The organism is Acinetobacter tandoii DSM 14970 = CIP 107469, assembly GCF_000400735.1.
Lineage (GTDB): Bacteria > Pseudomonadota > Gammaproteobacteria > Pseudomonadales > Moraxellaceae > Acinetobacter > Acinetobacter tandoii.
In genome coordinates this window covers 104753-126416 of sequence record NZ_KE007367.1, presented here as the reverse complement: position 1 = coordinate 126416, position 21664 = coordinate 104753, and the positions used below count along the sequence as shown (strand labels likewise).

Here is a 21664-nt window from a genome sequence, read left to right as displayed (position 1 = left end):
AATAGCAAGCCAACATAACTCAGTGTATGTTGGCTCTTTTTTATTACTGACCTGAACGGATCATGTAATCAAAAGCAGATAGAGACGCTTTTGCACCCTCACCCGTCGCAATAATAATTTGCTTGTATGGAACAGTCGTACAATCACCCGCAGCAAATACACCTTTCACATTGGTTTCATTGCGTTCGTTAATTACAATTTCACCACGTGGAGTAAGTTCAACTGCGCTTTCTTTTAGGAAGTCCGTATTTGGCAATAAACCAATTTGTACGAAAATCCCAGATAACTCAACAGTGTGTTCAACATCGGTTGCACGGTCTTTATATTTCAAACCTGTCACTTGAGCACCATCACCAACCACTTCAGTAGATAATGCATTCATGATCACAGTGGCATTTGGCAAGCTATTTAACTTGTCTTGCAATACTTGGTCAGCACGCAGTTTAGTATCAAACTCAACCAAAGTCACGTGTTCGACAATACCTGCCAAGTCAATTGCTGCTTCTACACCAGAGTTACCGCCACCAATCACAGCCACACGTTTACCTTTGAACAATGGACCATCACAGTGTGGGCAATATGCAACACCACGGGTACGGTATTCCGCTTCGCCTGGCACATTCATTTCTCTCCAACGCGCACCAGTTGAAAGAATCACTGTTTTCGATTCAAGTTTTGCGCCATTTTCAAGTTCAACTTCAACCAAACCATTCGCTGTTTGATCTGCGCCAGTAATTTTATTCACACGTTGCAAATTCATAATGTCTACACCGTATTCACGAACGTGTGCTTCCATATCCTGTGCGAATTTCGGACCAACCGTTTTCTGTACAGTAGTAAAGTTTTCAATATCCATGGTATCCATCACCTGACCACCAAAGCGTTCAGCCACAATACCTGTTTTAATCCCTTTACGTGCCGCATAAATTGCCGCTGTACCACCCGCAGGTCCACCTCCGATTACCAAGACATCAAAAGCATCTTTAGCATTTAACTTGGCTGCTTCTTTCTCAGCAGAGTTAGTATCTAGTTTGGCAATGATTTCTTCCAATGTCATACGACCTTGACCGATATGCTGGTCATCTTGGAAAACCATTGGTACAGCCATAATTTTGCGTTGTTCAACTTCGTCTTGGAAGAATGCACCATCAATCATGGTTGCAGTTGAACCTGGATTATAGATGGCAATCAGGTTCAAAGCTTGCACGACATCTGGACAGTTGTGGCAGCTTAAAGATACAAACACATCAAAGTTCGATTGAATATTTAAACCTTTAACCTGATTTAACACCTCTTCAGAAACTTTTGGTGCGTAACCTGATACTTGTAACAATGCAAGAATGAGTGAGGTAAACTCGTGTCCCATTGGCAAGCCCGCGAAGTGTACACGAGGTTGCTCTCCTGCTTTGGCAATTGCAAAGCTTGGACGACGTGAATGTTCACCATCAAAGCGTGCTGTCACTTGGTCTGATAACAGCGCAATTTCAGTCACCAACTCTTTAATTTTTTCAGATTTTTCTGAAGCATCTAAAGACGCGATAATTTCAATTGGGCTTTCAAGACGTTCTAAAAGTGTTTTTAATTGCGCAGAAGTATTTTGATCTAACATTGCTAACGACTCCAGTGGAGAGATAATTAAGTTGACGAAGACATCATAGTAAAAAACATAAAATTGGTAAAACAGTTTGTATTTATAAATACAATCGAATTATTAGATAACAGTTCAAAATCTTACATAACATGAATGACTTACCCAGTATTTTTTAAATTTTGCTCAATTCTACGTGTTCTTGCAGAAAAGTACCGTGATAATAAGTAAAGCATTAAGCTTAAAATAGAACTTACAATAAATGATGAAATAATAATAATTTGCAAAACATTTTCCCACTTTTGAGCCTGTTCAATTTTTGGAGAAATAGATTTTGCTAAAGGCGTTATAGCCTTACCATAAAGCTGTTGCTGCATCGACCATAATTGTGAAGCACTAAAACCATATTGAATAAAATTAGGGTCGTTTTTCTCGGCATCGACCAAAGTCAACACATAAGGAATCGCAGCATTTTCATCAGCAGGCGAATGTAATAAGGCAATTTGCGCCAGTACGTAAGCTTTGACAGGCGGTGCTAATTGGGTGTGATCTAAATATTGTGCCAATTCACTTTCATGCAAACTGTTTTTATACTCTATTGCAGTTGCATAAGGATCCTCTGCTTCATCATTCCAGTCATATTGAACATAAGTTAGAGTTGACCAAATACATATAAATGCGATGATCCAGCCTACAAATTTTAAGACAAAAGACTGAAAACGAATCGCAAAGAAGCGAAGTTTCTTAAGAAAATGAATAACAAAAAAAGCACCAATAAAAGCACTGGTTATTTTTAAGAACAACCAACCAAACCAAGACAATAAATTAAAAAAGTAATTTGGTGCTTGCCCAAACTGCATCAAAGTACGATCTGCCGATACAGGAATATGCAGTTGTTTAACCTCAAGGCTAATACCAAACCAACTGTAAAGTATCTCCTGTTGTAGAAAATAACTGATCAAAGCCACAAGTGCCAAACTGGTTGTGAATATACACCACCCCATCAGATGTGTTTGCCGACGCTTTAAAATCTGCACACCTTGCTGAATATTGGCGGTATTGACTGCATATTCATCTTCTAACTTGGACAAGTGACCTCCTACAACAGACTAAAAGGATTTAGCGTTGATTTGACTCTAATACCAACTGACTCAAATTACTTTGTAAATTACGTAACCGCTGTGCTGCTTCTTCTCGCTTCTGCATCCCTTCTTTTTGTACTTGAAGTACGTCATTCACCGTTTGGATTAAGGTATTTTGGACATGCTCAAGGGTGTCGATATCAATCACAGAACGCTGATTGGCACGCGCAGTATCGACTGAATTTTGATGGAGTAAATCGGCATTACGGCGCAGCAAGTCATTGGTCGCATCATCAATGGTATTTGCCAACTGCACACTATTCTTTTGCTCTTGCAAGGAAATAGCCAAACTAATTTGGTTTTTCCATGCGGGTAATGTAATGTTTTTGATGGCATAAAACTTATCCACCAACATTAAATTATTGGACTGGATAATTCGAATCATTGGTAAAGTCTGCATTGCAGATTGCTGTAATACCTGCAAATCACTGACGCGTTTCTCCAGATTATTCCATAGATGATTCAAATCATAAATTTTCTGGGTAATGGTCTGATCTTGTTCTTGTGAAGTGAGTTGAGCAATTTGCTGCTGAACTTCATGCTGCTTAATCTTGCCCGCAGCCACATAAACGCCTAATTGCTTATATTCATCTTGTACCGAGTCAAACATGTATTCGAGTGTTTTAACTCGGTCTTTTAAACCAGATTGTGAGGCTTCAATTTCTTTAACCAAAGCATCAATTTGCTCCTTGGTGGTATTAAAGTGCTGATCAAAACTTTGCTTCGCACCTTTGAATTTACTTAAAATACTGCCCAAAAAGCCTAAATTTTTAGACTGATTCAGAATACTGCTGCTATTTAATTGCTGTGCCACTTGTACAACTTGATTCAACTTTTGTCCCGTAGCATCTAAATCTTTGTTTTGCACCAAATTCAGCAATTCATCTGTATACGTCGACGTTTGAGTCGCGATGTGCTTACCGTATTCAGCAACACTCTGATGACTCATATCTTCCAATTCCTTGGTTGCAGTCATCACCTCAGCCAAATCTGAAGGCTGCAAACCTAGCTCTTTTAAATTAAGTTGCTGAAACTGTTGTTCCGCCATTTCTGGTGTCATGGCAACAGTTAAATGATTTTGCTCAGAATTGGTCATAATTCACCTAATTTTATGAAGAGTTGCCCGAAGGTTTCTCTAATGATTTTCTTAAAGTTTTAATCAGTTTTTCACGGCTATTATCTAGCTTTAATAGCTCGGAAGTCGAGTCTGTCTGTTGACTTTGTTTGACATGATATTGCCAAGCGGGAATTAACACCTGTTGCGCTTCAGTAAAACGGTCAAGTAAACCTAAAGACAGTTGCTGAGAAAGCTGTATTTGCTGCATGGCAATATCATTACTGGCCTGTACAGTTTGCAAGCTATGAATTTTCTTGGATAAGCGATCAGAAAATTGATCTAAGGGATGCTGCTTACGTAGCATTTTCGGATACTCATGTACAAACTCTTGTGCCGCAACCACATAATTTGCCATTCTTAACCGTAAGCCCAGTAATTGCTGAAATCTTGATTGTGACTTTTGTATTTCTAAGCGTAATTTTTGACTTAAATGCTGGCAACGGTCCAACAACATATCAAGATTTTTATAGTAATCGATTTGTCCTGAACCATGCTCAATGTCTATACCAAGCCACTTTTGCAAAGCATTAAATCTGCGTTTTTTTAGGTATTTATTCGATTGAGATAAGGCTTGAATAAGCTCTTCAATACTTTGCCTGAACTGTTGTGTGAGCAATGGATCAATGCCCTGCAACAACACAGCCTGAGCTTGAACAATCTGTTCAGCGTAATTCACCAATAATGCCGGATTATCAAAAATCAGCACCAATTCATTCCGTTGAATAGCTAAAATGTCCTGTCGATTGACCTCTATTTCAGATAAAGGAATCAGTTCAGTAACTTGCATTGCAATTTAGATCATGACCAGTACATCTCTGTTTTAACATAGCCATTAAAATTATCAACTCTGTATTTTTTATATCAAGGTAAAGCAGCCAATTGTCAGGATCTAAAATAAACAATAAATAAATTACAATCAGTTAAAAAAAGCCATTCTCCGAAAATAACAACAAGCTAAACTTATATATTTATCAAACTGGGTAACTTTTTATTCGCCAAGAGAATAATTCAATAACTCCACAATCTTTCTCCATAATTTTAGTTTAATCTTACGCAACATTACATTTGGAAACATAAAGTTATGGATGCGTTACAGCCTTCTTGGAAGTTTAGTGCACTTACTTTCGCTCTTTTGGGTGTCTCAATTACAGGCTGGGCTGCCGATAACGCACAAGTCGCTACAGCAGAAACTGTACAAGTTCTAAAGACATTAAAGCTCCAAGCAGACTCCTCAGCAAATAAGAATAACGATATTAGTGCCATTGCCAAAACCATTATCAATCGTGAAGAAATGCTGAAATATGGCGATCAATCTGTCAGTGATGCTTTAAGACGCGCAGCAGGTTTTCAAATGCCATCTGCTACTGGCCCGCGTGGTCCAGGCGGTGCATCAGGTATGCGCTTCCGTGGCGGCGGTGCGCCTATTTTCATGATCAATGGTGAACCTATACAAGGCGGGCCTCGTGGGGGTATGTCTATTATTGACACCCTAACGCCAGACATGATTGAGCGTATTGAAATTACCAAGCAACCAAGCGTTACACAAGCCTCGGTCGCTGCCTCTGCCATCATTAATATTATTTTAAAAGAACCATTACAAAATTCGCGTCTTGGTGGAACAGCTCGAATGAGCTATGGATTTAACCACTCTGGAGCCTCAGAAGAAGAGCGCAAGAATGTCACTTTACAGATGGATGGGCGTGATAGCCCTTGGTTATATAGCTTATCTGCCAATCAAAATTGGGATGACAGCACTTCAGTAACGGAAACTCAAACAGCAAACCAAACTCGTGTACAAAAAAATATCACTGAACGTAAAGGATCGATGATCAGTCCACGTCTTGAGTATGAAATTGATGACGAAAAGAAAGTCGTGGCAGAGCTATTTTACCGCAATTATGAACGAGATGGATCACGTTCGGACCAAGTTCAACAGGACAAAAATGACAGTATGCGCCTAAATACGCGCTTCGAACGTCAAGTGAATAAGAACTCGGACAAAGTCCGTCTGTCTTATGAAAAACAAAATGAAACTGAACTTACTCGCTCTTCACTTTCTTCGCTGTATATAGATCAGCAGATTAAAGAACTAGGTTTAGCATATGACGGTGTCCGCCAATTTGATGAACATCGTCAAATTAAGTTTGGCTTAGATACACGTTCAAGCAGCTTAGAAAGCAATACAGCCGATACATTAGATGAACAGCGTTATGCTCTGTATAGCGAAGGCAGTTGGCGTTTTACCGATCAACAAACTTTGACCGTTGGTTTACGTCAAGAATGGATACATCGTACAGGTTTAGTCGATTATGACGACCAAAACCTTAGCCCAGTGGTTGCACATCGTTATGATTTTGATGATCATTGGTCACTTCAAACCAATATCAGTCAAGCATTTCGTAGTCCGAAAGCGGATGATTTATTACCCGCAGTATCTATTTCTACAGACAGTGATGCAGGCAGCTTAAATAACCCTGACCGTGGCGGCAATCCATTTCTACGCCCAGAAAAAATCACAGCATATGAGTCCACTTTAGGCTTTAATACCCCTGCGGGTGGTGTTAATGTAACGGGCTTCTATCGTCAAATTGATGACTATATTGAGTCCGTCATTGAACAAGAAAATGGACGATATGTTAAACGTCCACAGAACCAAGATCATGCAACCACCTATGGTGTCGAGCTCTCTGGACGTTATGCACTAAAACAAACTGCTCAAGGGCATTCGTGGATGCTTAACGGTCAACTCTCAACTATTCGCGCCAAAGTCGAAGATGATATGACGCATCAAGATCGTTTAGTCAGTGATGTTGCACCTTATTCAGCCAGTATGGGGCTTTCTTATAACTATCAGCCATGGCAACTTTCGACCAGTGCCAATCTCAGCTATACCCCAGAGTTTACCCGCGCTTTAGAAAATCAACCTTATAATCGTACCAGTAACGAACGAGTCAATCTGGACATCAGTGCAACTAAACGCTTTAAAAAGGGTTGGGCGACTACATTAAGCGCGCGTAACCTGCTCAGTACTGACTACAAAGAACGTCTGAATTATCAATCTGATGGCAGTCTGTATGAAGCACGTACAAGTCAAGCCATTCCTAGTGTATTGTTCAGCGTAGAAAAGAAATTTTAAATAATTCATTATGTGAATCTAAAAACCATCAAGTGACTAAAACGGCTTGATGGTTTTTCATTCTTAAACTTATTTCATTTATTTAAAACACAATTGCTTGTTTCTATTTTAATTCGACATAAAAAACATCCTCTCATTATTCAAGCCAATAACCCTAAATATGAAAGGATGTTTTCGAATTTATAAAGCTAAGCTAAAAATGCAGGCTTTTAGGCTACAACATTAAGCGACGTGCTTTTGAACCAAAATTGATCCTACAGAATAGCCCGCACCAAATGAACATAGCACGCCATATTCACCATCGTTCACTTCGTGAGCTGAACGATGTAATGCAATAATCACACCCGCAGAAGAAGTATTGGCGAACTCATCTAGAATAATTGGAACTAAACTTGGATCCGCTTCAGCCGCTTCTTTACCTACAACTAATTTCAGAATCAGTTCATTCATATTCTGATTGGCTTGATGTAACCAGAAACGTTTCACCTGCTCAGGTTTAATCTGATTCTTCTCTAGCTGATTTGAAATCATTTTCGCCACAAGTGGACAAACTTCTTTAAATACTTTACGACCATCTTGACGGAATTGCTTATCATCACGTGAAGTGAGTTCAGAGCCGTTCAAGAAGCCAAAGTTATTACGAATGTTATTCGAAAATTGCGTAAACAAATCTGTATCTAAAATTTCAAAGCCTGTTTTCGTCTCTGTATTTTCAACAATTGAAGCTGTTGCAACATCACCAAAAATAAAGTGACAATCACGTGAACGGAAATCGGTATGACCCGAAGTTAACTCAACATTCACTAACAATACACGACGTGCGCCAGACTTAATGGCATCATAAGCTTGTTTCAAACCAAACGTCGCTGCTGAACACGCCACATTCATATCATAGGCATAACCTTGAATACCCAGTGCCGTCTGAATTTCAATGGCAACGGCTGGATAAGCACGTTGTAAATTTGAACATGCTAAAATCACCACATCGATGTCTTCTGCAGTGACACCTGCATTTTCCATCGCTTGCTTTGCAGCAATCACACCCCACTCTGCTTGAAGAGATAACTCATCATCACTACGTTCTTCTAAACGTGGACGTAAACGGGTTGGATCAAGTACACCTGTTTTTTCAACCACATAACGACGTTTTACACCAGATGCCTTTTCAATAAATTCGGCACTAGAACCACGGCGTGCTTCTAACTCGCCTGCTGCAATTTGTTCAGCATGGTCTTGGTTATACTGTTCCACATAAGCATTTAGACTTTCGACTAGCTCTTCATTGGTAATGACGTGTTCCGGGTGGAACAAGCCTGTACCTGTAATACGGATGCCCATGTAAAACTCCTTCTCTGAATTCGCTCAATTTTAACCGATACTAAGACGTTCCCATAGCTTTTGTAGCCGTGTCGCAGAAATAGGCATCTTGGTTTTCATCGGTTGAGAAAACAGCGAAATACGCAACTCTTCGATCATGAAATACAATTCTTTCAAACGAACGTCATTTTTAAATTGAAATAATTTATCCATCCACGGATCAATCTGCCCAATGGCAGTAACATCTCGCTGTAGATTATTGGGCAAACGCTCCAAACGCAATAGCAAAGCGGCTAAATAACGTGGATACTCAGTCCACACATCGACGGGTTTGCTATAGACAAAATTCGCCAACTGCATTAAGTCTAGCTGATCTTCAATATCATCCATACTACGGCCAAAAATATCAGCATCTAGCATTAATAATTTCTGACGTATGCTCTGCCACTGAATAAAAATATCACTCATAATTTTTAACGCGTGTTGACCCTGCGTTAAAAAGTTTTGCTTAACCGTTAAGAGTAATTGCTGAAATTCAGCTTGATTAATTGGCAGCTCCGTAATGGACAATTGCAGCGTTGCATAGACCAGCATCTGTTCCAACTGTGCTTTGTCTCCCAATGGCGAATATGCTAATGCCATCGGCTTGGAAATTTGCTTTTTCAATTGACGAGCCAAATCCCCCAATTGCAAATGTATCAGACGAATAATCCCTTCTCGATGCTGCTTAATCGCTTCACTCTGATCATTGAAGGTCTGAATCACAATGCCCGAATCATCTTTAACATCTAACTTTGCAAAAACTTTAACAGGAACCAGTGCTTGATATTGTTTAACCACAACACCTGTAACCTTGTGCGAAGCTTCAAATACAAAATCTTCAGGGAAACTTTGGAACTGTCCTTTGGTTTGCTTGACAGGGCTATGGGTTTCTGTACGGCAACGCGCTTTTAATTCAGCTAAATTACGCCCTTTTTCAATCACACGTCCTTTTTCATCAATCACTTTAATGAAAGGCAGCAAATATTGATCAATTTTTTCAAAAGAAAAATCTTTTTCGGTAATCTGTTCGCCACGGAGTTGAAATGCCAAAAAGCTAAATAAATGCTCACGTAGATGTACCGCATCTATACGCTGCATGATTTTTTTCGCAGTATCTGGTATTGGAACCAGATTACGGCGTTTATCTTTTGGCAACGCTTTTAATAAGGCTTCAATTAAGTCCTGTCGCCAACCTGGAATTCCCCAAGACCAAATGTTTTCATCTACTTGTGGTAAAGCCTGCACAGGTATTTTAACCGTAGCCCCATCTTCATCATGGCTTGGGTCAAAACGATAACTCGCGGCTAAACGCAACTCACCATTATGCAAATAATCTGGGAACTGTTGTGTCGTTGGACGATCATTCAGCCATAGCGCATCGTCTTCTACATACAAGAAGCGTGGCTGTGTTGGCTCAATGGTTGCACGCCAATCTTCAAAACTACGACGGCTGGCAATTTCAACAGGTACTTTTGCCGCATAGAACTGATAAATCGTTTCTTCATCTACGACCAAATCACGTCGACGCAATTTGTCTTCGACCCGCTCTACCTCTTCCAATTTTAATAAATTATGTTTTAAAAATGGCGGAAGTATGCCCAGATTACCTGTCGTCAAAGCATCTCTAAGAAAAATTTCATGGGCAGCGAGATGATCAACTTTTTCATAATTGATCATTCGTTTTGGCTCAATAATCAAACCAAACAATGAAATCTGCGCATAGGCATTCACGATACCTGCTTTTTTCGACCAGTGCGGTTCAAAATAATGGTATTTCAGCAAATCACGTGCAGCCAAGAGAATCCACTCAGGTTCAATCCTTGCCAGCGTACGCAAATAAACCTGCGAGGTCTCCACCATTTCAAACGCCATAATCCACGGCGTATTGCTCTTGTGTAAGGTTGAAGCAGGAAATACGCGTGCTTTCTGTTGACGAACTGCCATAAAAACGTTGCGCTCATCTGTTTTATTAGCAATAAACGACAATAAACCTGTCAATAAAGCACGATGCAGGTTTTCATAACTGGCTTTTTTATCATTAAAGGAAAGATTAAGACCTTTCGCCAAATCCAGTAATTGCTCATGAGTTTTTTTCCACTCACGTAAACGCAACCAACTCAAAAAATGCTGACGAGCAAAAGTACGACGCTTGTTCTCACTCATTGACTCGACAGGATCATGAATCGCTTCCCACAACTTTAAATAAAACAGGAAGTCAGAGTCCGCTTCACGAAATAATGCATGCTTTTGATCTGCCTGCATTTGCTTATCCGCAGGGCGCTCACGTGGATCTTGTACCGCCAAAGCCGCCACAATAATCAACACTTCATTTAAAACGCCAAAATGTGCTCCGCCCAAAATCATACGGGCTAAACGAGGATCAATTGGCATTTTTGCCATTTGTTGACCAATTTTGGTGAGAGAGTCTCCCCCAGCGCCTTTTTTAGAAAGAGCGGCTTTTTCAGGTCCTTCTTGATCAACCGAGGTTTTAGGCGCATTTTTTTCAGTCATTGCACCCAATTCAACCAAGAGCTTACGACCGTCATTCACAAGCCTGTGATCTGGCGGTTCAATAAAATCAAAGGCTTCGAGTGAACCTAAACCCAGACTTTGCATTTGCAAAATCACCGAAGCCAAGTTGGTGCGTTTAATTTCGGGTTCAGTAAATTCAGGACGGCTTAAAAAGTCTTCTTCACTATATAAACGAATACAGACCCCAGGTGCGATACGTCCACAACGCCCTTTACGCTGATTGGCTGCCGCCTGTGAAATTGCTTCAATAGGTAAACGCTGCACACGAGAGCGATAGTTATAACGTGAAATACGGGCAAAACCACTATCAATCACATAGCGAATATTCGGGACAGTCAAAGCTGTTTCGGCTACGTTGGTCGCAATAATAATACGTCGACCACCACCTGAAGAATTAAAAATCTTTTGTTGATCTGCCAAAGCCAAACGCGCATAGAGCGGTAAAATTTCGGTATGGCGTGGGCCATGCTTCTGTAAAGTTTCTTGTAATTCTCGAATTTCCTGCTCTGTACTGACAAAAATCAGAATATCAGCATGCTCAGGATGACCTTTTTCCTGCGCATCTTGAAAACATTCTTCTACCGCTTGTACTACAGCACGTGGCAGATTCTCTTCAAAATCATCAAATTCATCATCATCACTGCCGCCAATGCTCAACTCGGAAATTGGACGATAACGCACTTCGACTGGAAAGCTACGCCCTTCGACTTCAAAAATTGGCGCGCCATGAAAATATTGACTAAAACGTTGCACATCTAAGGTTGCAGAAGTCACAATCACTTTTAAATCAGGGCGTTTTGGCAATAATTGCTTTAAATAACCCATGATAAAGTCAATATTGAGTGAACGTTCATGCGCTTCATCAATAATGATCGTGTCGTACTTACTTAAATAACGGTCATTGGACAGCTCTGCCAGCAAAATACCATCCGTCATCAGGCGTACAATTGAGTCTTGTGAACCTTGTTCGTTAAAACGAACCTTGAAGCTGATCGATTCACCCAGCTTTTCACCAACTTCTTCGGCAATACGCTGTGACACACTTCGCGCTGCCAAACGTCGTGGTTGGGTATGACCAATCATGCCAGTTAAACCACGCCCTGCCAGCATGGCAATTTGCGGTAACTGTGTGGTTTTACCCGAACCCGTTTCCCCCGCGACAATAATAACTTGATGCTGTTGAATCGCAGCCATCAATTGTTCAGCAGACTGTGTAACTGGTAAGTCTTGGTTCAGTTTAATTTGAGGCAGACGTGCAAAACGCGCACGTACTTTAAGATTAGACTGTTCAAACAGCTCTTGGTATTGCTGTGGATCACCATCTTTGCTGCGGCGTAGTCGATTTAAACGATGACGGTCGCGGGCCATAACCCATTGATCGATATTTAAATGACTTTGCACAGATGATTTATCCCAATAAAAATTTCAATCGCTCATTTTACGCCTTAAGCGGTCATAGAGAAAGCCTCTTCAATGTGATCGCCAATCTGCCCATGAAATATGGTTATATTTCACTCCATTTCATACCTTCATATCTAAGGTAAAAACCTGAATATAGAGGTGAAGCATAGTTTATTGCGAGATTGCAGACTTGAATTTGTCAGAAAAATAAGCAACTACATCTATATAAAATATCTTTTTTCAATTTTAGCCTTGAAATTCGAGCCAGATGACTGCATGTTGAATAACGATTTAAATACGACAATTTGATTGTGACGTATTGTCATTTTTTCATCATCTGTTTCATTTGTAATACATGATGATGATATTGAGTGAAATGGTATTTAAATTACTCATTCGGTTTTTCCGATGCTTGTAATGTAAAAATACTGTTTCAGCAATAATTAAAATTTCGATATTCTACTTCCAAATTCAAAGACTAACCTCAATCATGGAGACAATGATGAGCTTAATTAATACCGAAGTTAAACCATTTAAAGCACAAGCTTACTTGAACGGTCAGTTCATTGAAGTTACAGAAGCTGATCTTAAAGGCAAATGGTCTGTAGTATTCTTCTATCCAGCAGACTTCACTTTTGTATGCCCAACTGAGCTTGGTGACCTTGCTGACAACTACGCAGAATTCAAAAAATTAGGCGTTGAAATCTATGCAGTTTCTACTGACACGCATTTCACACACAAAGCTTGGCACGATTCTTCTGCTGAAATTAAGAAAATTGAATACCCAATGGTTGGCGACCCAACTTGGACGCTTGCTAAAAACTTCGAAGTATTAATTGAATCTGCTGGTCTTGCTGACCGTGGTACTTTTGTAATCGACCCAGAAGGCAAAATCCAAATCGTTGAAATCAACGCTGGTGGTATTGGCCGTGACGCTCAAGAACTTCTTCGCAAAGTTAAAGCAGCTCAATACGTTCACGCTCACCCAGGTGAAGTATGCCCTGCTAAATGGAAAGAAGGCGACGCAACTCTTGCTCCGTCTATCGACCTAGTAGGTAAAATCTAATTTTTAAAAATTAGATTGAATCAAAAAAACCACGCCTTAAGCGTGGTTTTTTTACAATTGAATTTCATGTAATTTTATTTAGAAAATATTTGAAGTCCCTGTAATTTCTGCTATACATTGAAGTAAGCCTTTTGTTTTATTTACCTTGAATTAAACAGAAAGGTCTATTGAGTTTATTCACAAATTCAAGGAGGTATGTATGGGAATAATGCTTGCCGTGACTTCTTGGAAATACAATGCGACTTCAAGATACTTAAAAATTTTTTATAATAATGGTTCTGGAGAACTCTACCACCCTGTGCCCCAATTTGTTTACGCCAACATGCTACGTTGTAGTGATAAAGCCGCTTTTGTACACAAATACCTAGAATACGACTTGCACTTCACACGCATTACCATCCAATAAATAACAATAAAAAAATCAGGGTAAGCCCTGATTTTTCATACGAAGTCTGCATGTTCGCTTAAACATCATAATCTTTTGCAGTAATAACCAATAAACCTGCACCTAAAGGTAAGGTGGATAATAAATAGTTACCTTCTTCTTTTACCAAATGGGTAAATGCTTTTACTTCTTCTGCATGTGAAATGACATTATCAACGATTAAAATGCCGCCTTGTTTAGATAACAATCGTTTTAAATCAGACCAATAGTCCACATAGGCATCACGTTCTGCATCAAGTAGAATCAAATCATATTTTTCGGTACATTCTGCTAAATAATCTTTGGCATCTCCTACCCAGAACTGGATTAATGGGTCCAAACCAAATTCTTGCGCAAACTGCTGCGCCTGTTGACTGCGTACAGCATCAATTTCTAAGGTAGTAAGCTGTCCTTGTGTAACTTGTAAGGCATCTGCCAGCCACAAGGTCGAATAACCCGTAGATGTTCCTATTTCTAAGACTTTCTTCGATTTCTGAATTCGAATCTGCATCGCTAAAAAGTGAGCAGAATCAGGTTCAATATTGCGGTAACGCTGTAATCGATCTTTTTGAGTGTCATCATGCTTTTTAAAAGAAACATATAAATCATTTATTCTTGCTTTAAATTGTTGACTCATACTCATCGAGACATTCCATTTTTAAATTGGCTATACGTTAAATTTCATTTTTTATTTCATGTTCTATTCATATAGCAGTTTTTTGTATCAAATTAAAGCGAGGAACAGTTTTTCCATCTTCTAAAGTGACTTGCTCGGTAAACATGCTTAAAGGACGCACCCATAAAGAATAATCGCCATATAAGCATTGATAGACCACCAACTTTTCTTCTGTTTCACTATGTGTTGCGACAGAAAATACCTGATACAACTGACCTTTATAATGTTGATAAATACCACGTTCTAACATCGTTGGGCTCTACAATAATCTATGATGTCTCATGCTAAATGATTCAACCCGATTTGGAAATTTAATCTATAGAGGATGTTGTATTTTTATTCTGATCTAATTCAAAACTATCCAGCAAAAGACTGGACCTGAGGAGACATAAAAAAACCACTTCCGAAGAAGTGGTTTTTTTTTTCAATTATTTCTTGAATGGAAACGCATACTTCACGATACGCTTAATCACACTGCCATATTGCTTCACCAAACTGGCATTATTGTAATTTAAGCCGTATTTTTCGCACACTGCTTGTACTTTAGGCGCCATTTTACGGTAACGGCGTGCAGGTACATCAGGGTACAAGTGATGTTCAATTTGATGACTTAAATGTCCAGTCAAAATATGGAAGGCTTCTGAACCCGTTAAGTTCGAAGAACCACGAATTTGACGCATATACCAGTGACCACGGCTTTCATTTTGCAAAACTGTTTTCGGGAACACTTCTACGTCTTTAGTGAAATGACCACAGAAAATTACACTGAAAGTCCAGATATTACGAATACCATTCGCTACAAGGTTACCTGTAAATACAGGTAATGCCGCAGGACCAGCAATCAATGGGAAGAAGACGTAATCTTTGAACAATTGCTTGCCAATTTTGCGTTGTAACGGTTTCCACTCTTCTTTCAGTTCTTGTTTAGATTTACGACCAAACCAAACTTTACCAATTTCAAGATTCTGAATGGCTACGCCCCACTGAAACAGCAAGCAGAATGGAATGCTATACAAAGGCTGTAATAAAAACCCTGGTTTCCAGCGTTGTTCTGGGAACAAACGTAATAAACCATAACCGATATCATCATCCATACCTTTAATATTGGTATAGGTGTGATGTTTATAATTATGGGTTTGACGCCAGTTATCAGAAGTCCCCACAATATCCCACTCGTAGTTTTGCCCACTGAATTTAGGATCATTCATCCAGTCATATTGACCGTGCATGACGTTGTGCCCTAATTCCATGTTTTCCATGATTTTGGCAAAGCCTAATAAACCCGTCCCCAAAATCCAAGCTGGCGGAAACCAACCTGCAAATAAGCAAGCACGACCAGCAATTGAAGCGTACTGTACGGTTGAATAAACACGGCGGATATATTTGGCATCTTTCTCGCCAATATCATCCAACACTTCTTGTTTGATCGCATCCAATTCACGCGCCAATTCATCTAACTCAAATTGAGTAAGTTCACGATTTTTTGGGTTCTTAAAATATTGTGCTTTTACTGGCATATTCATAATATTGAACTCTCTTATAAATCAATCACAAGATCTGTTTTGGCAGAACTTACACACAGTTTTAATGGATTACTTGGCTCGCTATTTTGTTGACCATTGAGCATGTCTTGCGTTGAGCCTTGTACTTTATTACATACACATTTATGGCAAACCCCCATACGGCAACCATAAGTCGGTTTCACATTGGCATGTTCTAGACCAACCAAAATCGATTGTCCGCGTGGAATTGCAACTACTTTGTTGGACTTACTTAACGTCACATTTACAAAGCCCGTATCATCATTTGCTACAGGCGTCATGCTAAACGCTTCACTTTGGAATAGTTGCGCTTGAGCAAACAATTGCTCTGCTTGCTGAACGAAACCTGAAGGACCGCAGGCATACACTATTGACTGATCAATATCGGTCAAGACATCAACCTGAGCCACATTTAAACGTGCATCTGCATTTTCTTCTTGGGTATAAAACACTTGATAAGAAAATTGCGGATATTGCTTTGCCCACTGTTTAAAATAAGATTTGAACGCGAAATCCGCATAATGCTTCACCCAGTACATCACATGAACTTTACGCTCACGTAGTTGCTCTGACTGTGTTAAAGCAGTCAATAAACTGTACATTGGAGTAATACCACTGCCTGCGGCCAACAATATCATCGGTTGATTTTGTTTAGGCAACAACATATCACCATAAGGCTGACCAAATTCAAGTACATCACCAATTTGAGCTTGGTTGATTAACCAGTTACTGACTTTACCTTGTTCTACTTTTTTAACACTGAGCAACACATGTTGCGCATCAATCTGAGTCAAACTGTAGGTACGCTCATAACGCGCACCTTGAACATCTACCATGACAGGATGATGCTGACCTGCTTGACCCATTTTGAAATGACGGTTGACTTCAATCGTCAAACTTACCATTTCTTCAGCAGTATTGTCCTTTTGAACAATCTTACCTAGAGCTTGATCAACCGACCAAAGTGGATTGACCTTTTGCAACCAAAAATTCAAAGAGTGTTGATCTACAACACTTTCGACTAAAAAATTAAGGGGAGAATTTGATTTTTTTAGCATGAACATCTTTAAGACCACGCAATTGACTTTTAATTATTATACACATGTATATATATTTGTATATATATTCGTCCTTTTTTATTCATTTCACATCACAGGCAGTAAAGGCTATAATGCAAAAAAGCATTTAATCTATTGAAAAATATGAACCAGCCTTCGATCAAAACAAAACACGACACTACAACTCATGACCTTAAAACGGTGCATGAACCAGTTGTAGTTCGTTCTGTCGGTCGTAAAGCTACCATTACGAAAGATGAATTATTCCAAGCAGCGCTCAAACTGATTGGACCGCAAAAAAGCATTGCCTCTTTAAGTCTACGTGAAGTTGCGCGTGAAGCAGGTATTGCACCAAATAGTTTCTATAGACATTTCAAAGATATAGATGAGCTTGCCATTGAGCTGATAGACCGTTCAGGTATTGTGTTACGCCAAATTTTGCATGAAGCACGTTTAAAAGCGATCAAGCAAAGCAGCATTATTCGTAGTTCGGTCGAAGTATTTATTGAACAGTTAAATACGGATGAAGGAAATTTAAGTCTATTACTCCGCGAGGGTTATACAGGTTCTGCCTCATATAAACTTGCGGTAGATCGACAGCTTAACTATTTCCAGCAAGAACTGAAAGATGACCTGATTCGTTTAGAACGCCTCAATCACAGCAAAATGGCACACCCCGACTTAGCAGCGAAAGCCATTACGCAACTGGTATTTAATATGGGGGCCAAAGTGATTGATTTACCAAATGAAGAACGTAAAGCTATGGCAGAGCAAACCATGATTATGATTCGTATGATTTTGGAAGGTGCTCGTCATTTGGATGAATCACAAATTCGTTAAACAGATTGACAGTTAAAACTCCCAATAAAAAAGCACCAGATGGTGCTTTTTTATTGCTGGGTTGAAAGTTAAACCTTAAGGCTTAACGACCACCAACACTTGAATAGCTTCTGGCGTTACAGATAAACCATCCAACAAGGCAATGCCTTCCTTCTGCAATTTTTGTAAGCGTGTAATTTCATCTTCACGAATACTTGGATTAAATTGCTTTAAATAACTTAAACGGTCAATTTCATATTGCCATTTGCCACCATAGATTTCTTTGGCTTGCTGCTTCATTTCAGGCAAAGCAGTTTTGGCAATATTCAAGGCTTGTTGATAGCGCTCTTCAATCACATCACGACGCGCTTTCACCACCTGACGGCAACTATTACTGTCTAAATGATGTAAATATGGCTTCAGAATACTTGGCTCAATCTTCATCGATAGATCTTGCCCAGTTTCACTGAGTAATACGCGAATCAATTGCTGCGGCAAGCTTGAAGGCAAGTTCAATGCTTTTGGTGCAATCACATCGACCTTGAACCAAACCTCTAATAAAATTGAGCCTTGTTTTAATGCATTCGACTTTAAAATCGCGACATTGGTACTACCAAAGGCCTGCGTATTGATCATTTCCATCACACTTTCAGTGAATGGATGCTCTAAAGTCAGATATTGCGCATCTTCACGGACTTGAGCTTGATCACGGTAGAATGTCGCGGTCATGCCTTCTTCATCCAAGGTTAAGCCCTGAACTTGCATTTGATCTGTCGGTTTAATAATGACTGTACCATTACTTTGCTCATCAAAATCAATGTTAGTCGACGCCATAAAGCGCTTCATAAACATTGGCAAAGTGGTATTGTCATCATAATCTTCAAGCGCTTGTACAATTTCTTGCGCAACGATTGGTCGGCATGAGTTGTATTCGAGTAAGCGGTCACGACCTGCTTGTAATTCCGCCTCTAAAGCTTCACGTTGTACGCTGACTTCTTCAAGCAAATCTTCAAACTGTTGCCCCATATCGGTAAGCAAGCAATCTTTTAAATTGACAATGAAGTTTTCTTGCAAGGTTTGTGCGGTTGGCGAAATATTACTGAAAATATTCAACGCTTCGTTATACCAACGGAACATACGCTCTTGCGCTGTACCTTCTAAATATGGCACATGAATCTGAATACGGTTTTCTTGACCAATACGGTCTAAACGACCAATACGCTGTTCCAATACGTCTGGATTGGCAGGCAAGTCAAATAACACCAAGTCAGAAGCAAACTGGAAGTTACGCCCTTCTGAACCAATTTCAGAACAGAGTAAAATCTGTGCACCATAAGAATCTTCAGCAAAATATGCCGCAGCTTGGTCACGCTCAAGCAAGCTCATGCCTTCATGGAACATGGCTGTACGAATACCTGCATGTAAACGTAAAGCGTTTTCTAATGCTTCGACCACAGGACCACTACGCGCAATCAACAACACTTTTTTGTGTTTTAACTGGGTACGCAGCATTTCCATCAACCAACCCACACGTGGGTCAGATTCCATCCACGAACCATCAAGCTGTGCTTCTTCAGGCCACATTTGCTCACGTAGTTTGCCATCTTTCGACCAGTTTTCTGGTGCAGGTAATGGCGCAGGCTGACAATCACGACCAGGGAAACCTTGAATCGCTTCACGGGTATTACGGAATAAAATACGCCCTGTACCATGACGGTCTAACAACTCATGGATGGCACGGAAACGTTGTTCAGGTTCATCCTTTATACGGTGACCCAATAACTGTTCAATTGCAGTTAAATGGCTATCTTCTAACGGTAAATCTGACATCAACACTTCTGCAATTTTTGCAGTATGTTGATACTTTTCTTCTTCATCCAAGAAACGATCTAATGAACTAAAACGTTGCGGATCGAGCAAGCGTAAACGCGCAAAGTGGCTTTCAACACCTAGTTGTTCTGGTGTTGCGGTCAACAATAACACGCCTGGTGTTTGCTCAGCCAACTCTTCGACCAGATCATAACGATCATTGCCACCTTCTTCCTCATTCCACATCAAGTGATGTGCTTCATCTACCACTAACAGATCAAAACCAGCTTCCAACGCCTGTTCGCGCAAGTCGTCATGGTCAATCATCAAGTCAACGCTGGCAATAATGCATTGCTCAGTCAAGAATGGATTGAGTTCAGGGTCGTGTTCTTTAATAGACGCGGTACGTGTTAAATCAAAAATAGAGAAGGCTAAATTGAAACGGCGGCGCATTTCAATCATCCACTGATACTGTAATGAATCAGGCACTAAAATCAGAATACGTTCAGAACGACCTGTTTTGAGTTGTTGGTGGATAATTAAACCCGCTTCAATGGTTTTACCTAGCCCTACTTCATCGGCCAATAAAACACGCGGTGCAAAACGTTTACCTACTTCGTGTGCGATATAAAGTTGATGCGGAATTAAACCGACGCGCGCACCCACCAAACCACGTAATGGACTGCTTTGCATATTGGCTTGCATCAGCATTGCTTCAATACGCAGGTCATACCACTCTTTATAGTCAATTTGGCTTGCCAATAAACGATCTAAAGGCTTAGATAATTGAATTTGAGCGCCAATACGAGTCTCATTCAGGGTTTTACGTTCTTGCGTACCATCTTCTAAGCTACGCACGACAGCGTAACGTACCACACCATGATGATGTTCCAATGACTCGACCAGCCATTGTGTTCCTTCCTGATCATGCACTTCATCATTCGTATTAAATACGATACGAGATAAAGGGGCATTGTTTCGGGCATATACTCGCGTTTCGTCGCTTTTTGGGAATAAGATGCTAATCGATCGTTCATCAACGTCAATTAATACCCCTAAGCCAAGCTCTGTTTCTGTGTCAGATAACCAACGTTGACCAATAGCAAACTGCTGCAATTTTTCCACCTTTATCTCAAATGTAGACCAAGAAATAATTGCTCAAAAGAGAATATTATTTGAACAAAATTTCATGGCTTTAAGCAATATATTTTGACATAAAGCTCACTAAAAAAGTGGGCTTATTCGAATCTGAAGCGTATTTTTTTCGCCTTAAAACGGTACTGGGCAATAGAATTCAACTAACTGCTCTGTTTGAGGATGTTGAAAGCTCAAACGCTCTGCATGTAGACATAAACGATCCAACAATAGCTGCTCGGGTGCGGCATACAGCGTATCCCCTACGATTGGATGGCCTAGGTACTGCATATGTACACGTAACTGATGCGAACGACCTGTAATAGGCGTCAGTTCAACACGAGTTACGGCTTGACCTTGAATTTCAAAATGTTCAGTCGCTTTCCAGTGTGTCAAGGCAGGCTTGTTGTAACTCGGATCTGCAATGTGTAAAGGTGGACGTGACGGATCGTACACCACAGGTACATCCACTGTTCCTTCACCTTGCAAATGCCCAGCGACTACAGCTTGATATATTTTTGACGTTTGGCGCTCTTGGAACTGACGCGAAATTCGGTTTTGTCCGAATTTAGAAAGTGCAAAGACCAAAATACCTGAGGTATCTCGATCTAGACGATGAATCAGCAAGGTTCTCGGCTCTTCTTGAAGTAACCGATTAATCACACAATCTTGCAAGTCAGCCGTTTTTCCTGGCACTGTAAGAATCCCCGCGGGTTTATGGATTACCATAAAATCCTCATCACGGTGGATCAGATGTTCATTCAGAAATTGACTCAAGAGATATTCCAAGCTGACTGTGCAAACAAGCGGGCAATAATAAGAAGCTCCCTTATAAATTACAATGCAAAAATCAATAAAAGTC

16 protein-coding genes are annotated in these 21664 nt (G+C 40.1%); 4 read left to right on the top strand and 12 right to left on the bottom strand.

The genetic code is table 11. The annotated features are described in order from the left end of the window. Positions 1-43 precede the first annotated feature (43 nt). From ahpF to I593_RS09980, 4 genes are all read right to left on the bottom strand, one after another. Positions 44-1609: an alkyl hydroperoxide reductase subunit F gene (gene ahpF / locus I593_RS09995; protein WP_016167451.1), complete on the bottom strand. Its 1566-nt coding sequence runs from the start codon at positions 1607-1609 to the stop codon at positions 44-46. A 140-nt stretch (positions 1610-1749) separates the two neighbouring features. Then, positions 1750-2679 carry a hypothetical protein gene (locus I593_RS09990; protein WP_016167450.1) on the bottom strand — a complete coding sequence of 310 codons (930 nt, stop codon included), beginning with the start codon at positions 2677-2679 and terminating at the stop codon, positions 1750-1752. Positions 2680-2707: 28 nt separating this feature from the next. Continuing rightward, a complete protein-coding gene (locus I593_RS09985; RefSeq protein WP_016167449.1) occupies positions 2708-3826 on the bottom strand; it encodes a toxic anion resistance protein in 1119 nt (372 codons plus the stop codon). A gap of 13 nt (positions 3827-3839) precedes the next feature. Further along, on the bottom strand, positions 3840-4634 hold the full coding sequence (locus tag I593_RS09980; RefSeq protein ID WP_016167448.1) for a hypothetical protein: 795 nt from the start codon (positions 4632-4634) through the stop codon (positions 3840-3842). A gap of 294 nt (positions 4635-4928) precedes the next feature. Between I593_RS09980 and I593_RS09975 the strand changes: the two genes are divergently transcribed. Then, positions 4929-6983 carry a TonB-dependent receptor plug domain-containing protein gene (locus I593_RS09975; protein WP_016167447.1) on the top strand — a complete coding sequence of 685 codons (2055 nt, stop codon included), beginning with the start codon at positions 4929-4931 and terminating at the stop codon, positions 6981-6983. 222 nt (positions 6984-7205) lie between these two features. Here I593_RS09975 and I593_RS09970 read toward each other — a convergent pair whose 3' ends face one another. Further along, positions 7206-8321 carry a beta-ketoacyl-ACP synthase III gene (locus tag I593_RS09970; RefSeq protein ID WP_016167446.1) on the bottom strand — a complete coding sequence of 372 codons (1116 nt, stop codon included), beginning with the start codon at positions 8319-8321 and terminating at the stop codon, positions 7206-7208. Positions 8322-8351: 30 nt separating this feature from the next. After that, positions 8352-12275: an ATP-dependent RNA helicase HrpA gene (hrpA, locus tag I593_RS09965; RefSeq protein WP_016167445.1), complete on the bottom strand. Its 3924-nt coding sequence runs from the start codon at positions 12273-12275 to the stop codon at positions 8352-8354. Positions 12276-12777: 502 nt separating this feature from the next. On the opposite strand from hrpA, the gene ahpC reads away from it, so the two are divergent. Together ahpC and I593_RS09955 are read left to right on the top strand one after the other, a co-directional pair. Next, positions 12778-13341: an alkyl hydroperoxide reductase subunit C gene (gene ahpC / locus I593_RS09960; RefSeq protein ID WP_016167444.1), complete on the top strand. Its 564-nt coding sequence runs from the start codon at positions 12778-12780 to the stop codon at positions 13339-13341. Between the two features lie 199 nt (positions 13342-13540). After that, positions 13541-13747: a KTSC domain-containing protein gene (locus I593_RS09955; RefSeq protein ID WP_016167443.1), complete on the top strand. Its 207-nt coding sequence runs from the start codon at positions 13541-13543 to the stop codon at positions 13745-13747. Between the two features lie 58 nt (positions 13748-13805). Here I593_RS09955 and I593_RS09950 read toward each other — a convergent pair whose 3' ends face one another. The 4 genes from I593_RS09950 to I593_RS09935 form a co-directional block, all read right to left on the bottom strand. Then, entirely contained in the window at positions 13806-14408 is a 603-nt protein-coding gene (locus I593_RS09950) for an O-methyltransferase (RefSeq protein ID WP_016167442.1), read from the bottom strand. Between the two features lie 61 nt (positions 14409-14469). Continuing rightward, entirely contained in the window at positions 14470-14691 is a 222-nt protein-coding gene (locus I593_RS09945; protein ID WP_016167441.1) for a DUF1653 domain-containing protein, read from the bottom strand. A 178-nt stretch (positions 14692-14869) separates the two neighbouring features. Next, on the bottom strand, positions 14870-15964 hold the full coding sequence (locus tag I593_RS09940) for a fatty acid desaturase family protein (protein ID WP_016167440.1): 1095 nt from the start codon (positions 15962-15964) through the stop codon (positions 14870-14872). A 14-nt stretch (positions 15965-15978) separates the two neighbouring features. Further along, positions 15979-17046 (bottom strand): ferredoxin reductase, encoded by a 1068-nt coding sequence (locus I593_RS09935; RefSeq protein ID WP_016167439.1) that lies wholly within the window; start codon positions 17044-17046, stop codon positions 15979-15981. 138 nt (positions 17047-17184) lie between these two features. On the opposite strand from I593_RS09935, the gene fabR reads away from it, so the two are divergent. Continuing rightward, the gene (fabR, locus tag I593_RS09930) at positions 17185-17880 is read left to right on the top strand and encodes an HTH-type transcriptional repressor FabR (protein WP_016167438.1); all 696 of its coding nucleotides are present in this window, start codon (positions 17185-17187) and stop codon (positions 17878-17880) included. Between the two features lie 75 nt (positions 17881-17955). Here fabR and rapA read toward each other — a convergent pair whose 3' ends face one another. Continuing rightward, positions 17956-20793, bottom strand: a complete 2838-nt coding sequence (gene rapA / locus I593_RS09925) for an RNA polymerase-associated protein RapA (protein WP_016167437.1) — start codon at positions 20791-20793, stop codon at positions 17956-17958. Between the two features lie 144 nt (positions 20794-20937). Continuing rightward, entirely contained in the window at positions 20938-21579 is a 642-nt protein-coding gene (locus I593_RS09920; protein WP_081401263.1) for an RluA family pseudouridine synthase, read from the bottom strand. Positions 21580-21664 lie beyond the last annotated feature (85 nt).

Bases quoted from the DNA above. Each gene is read 5' to 3' on its own strand.
- fabR (WP_016167438.1), top strand. From the start codon at position 17,185: ATGAACCAGCCTTCGATCAAAACAAAACACGACACTACAACTCATGAC.
- I593_RS09935 (WP_016167439.1), bottom strand. From the start codon at position 17,046: ATGTTCATGCTAAAAAAATCAAATTCTCCCCTTAATTTTTTAGTCGAA.
- I593_RS09940 (WP_016167440.1), bottom strand. From the start codon at position 15,964: ATGAATATGCCAGTAAAAGCACAATATTTTAAGAACCCAAAAAATCGT.
- I593_RS09945 (WP_016167441.1), bottom strand. From the start codon at position 14,691: ATGTTAGAACGTGGTATTTATCAACATTATAAAGGTCAGTTGTATCAG.
- I593_RS09975 (WP_016167447.1), top strand. From the start codon at position 4,929: ATGGATGCGTTACAGCCTTCTTGGAAGTTTAGTGCACTTACTTTCGCT.
- I593_RS09980 (WP_016167448.1), bottom strand. From the start codon at position 4,634: ATGCAAGTTACTGAACTGATTCCTTTATCTGAAATAGAGGTCAATCGA.
- I593_RS09970 (WP_016167446.1), bottom strand. From the start codon at position 8,321: ATGGGCATCCGTATTACAGGTACAGGCTTGTTCCACCCGGAACACGTC.
- I593_RS09985 (WP_016167449.1), bottom strand. From the start codon at position 3,826: ATGACCAATTCTGAGCAAAATCATTTAACTGTTGCCATGACACCAGAA.
- I593_RS09950 (WP_016167442.1), bottom strand. From the start codon at position 14,408: ATGAGTATGAGTCAACAATTTAAAGCAAGAATAAATGATTTATATGTT.
- ahpF (WP_016167451.1), bottom strand. From the start codon at position 1,609: ATGTTAGATCAAAATACTTCTGCGCAATTAAAAACACTTTTAGAACGT.
- I593_RS09955 (WP_016167443.1), top strand. From the start codon at position 13,541: ATGGGAATAATGCTTGCCGTGACTTCTTGGAAATACAATGCGACTTCA.
- ahpC (WP_016167444.1), top strand. From the start codon at position 12,778: ATGAGCTTAATTAATACCGAAGTTAAACCATTTAAAGCACAAGCTTAC.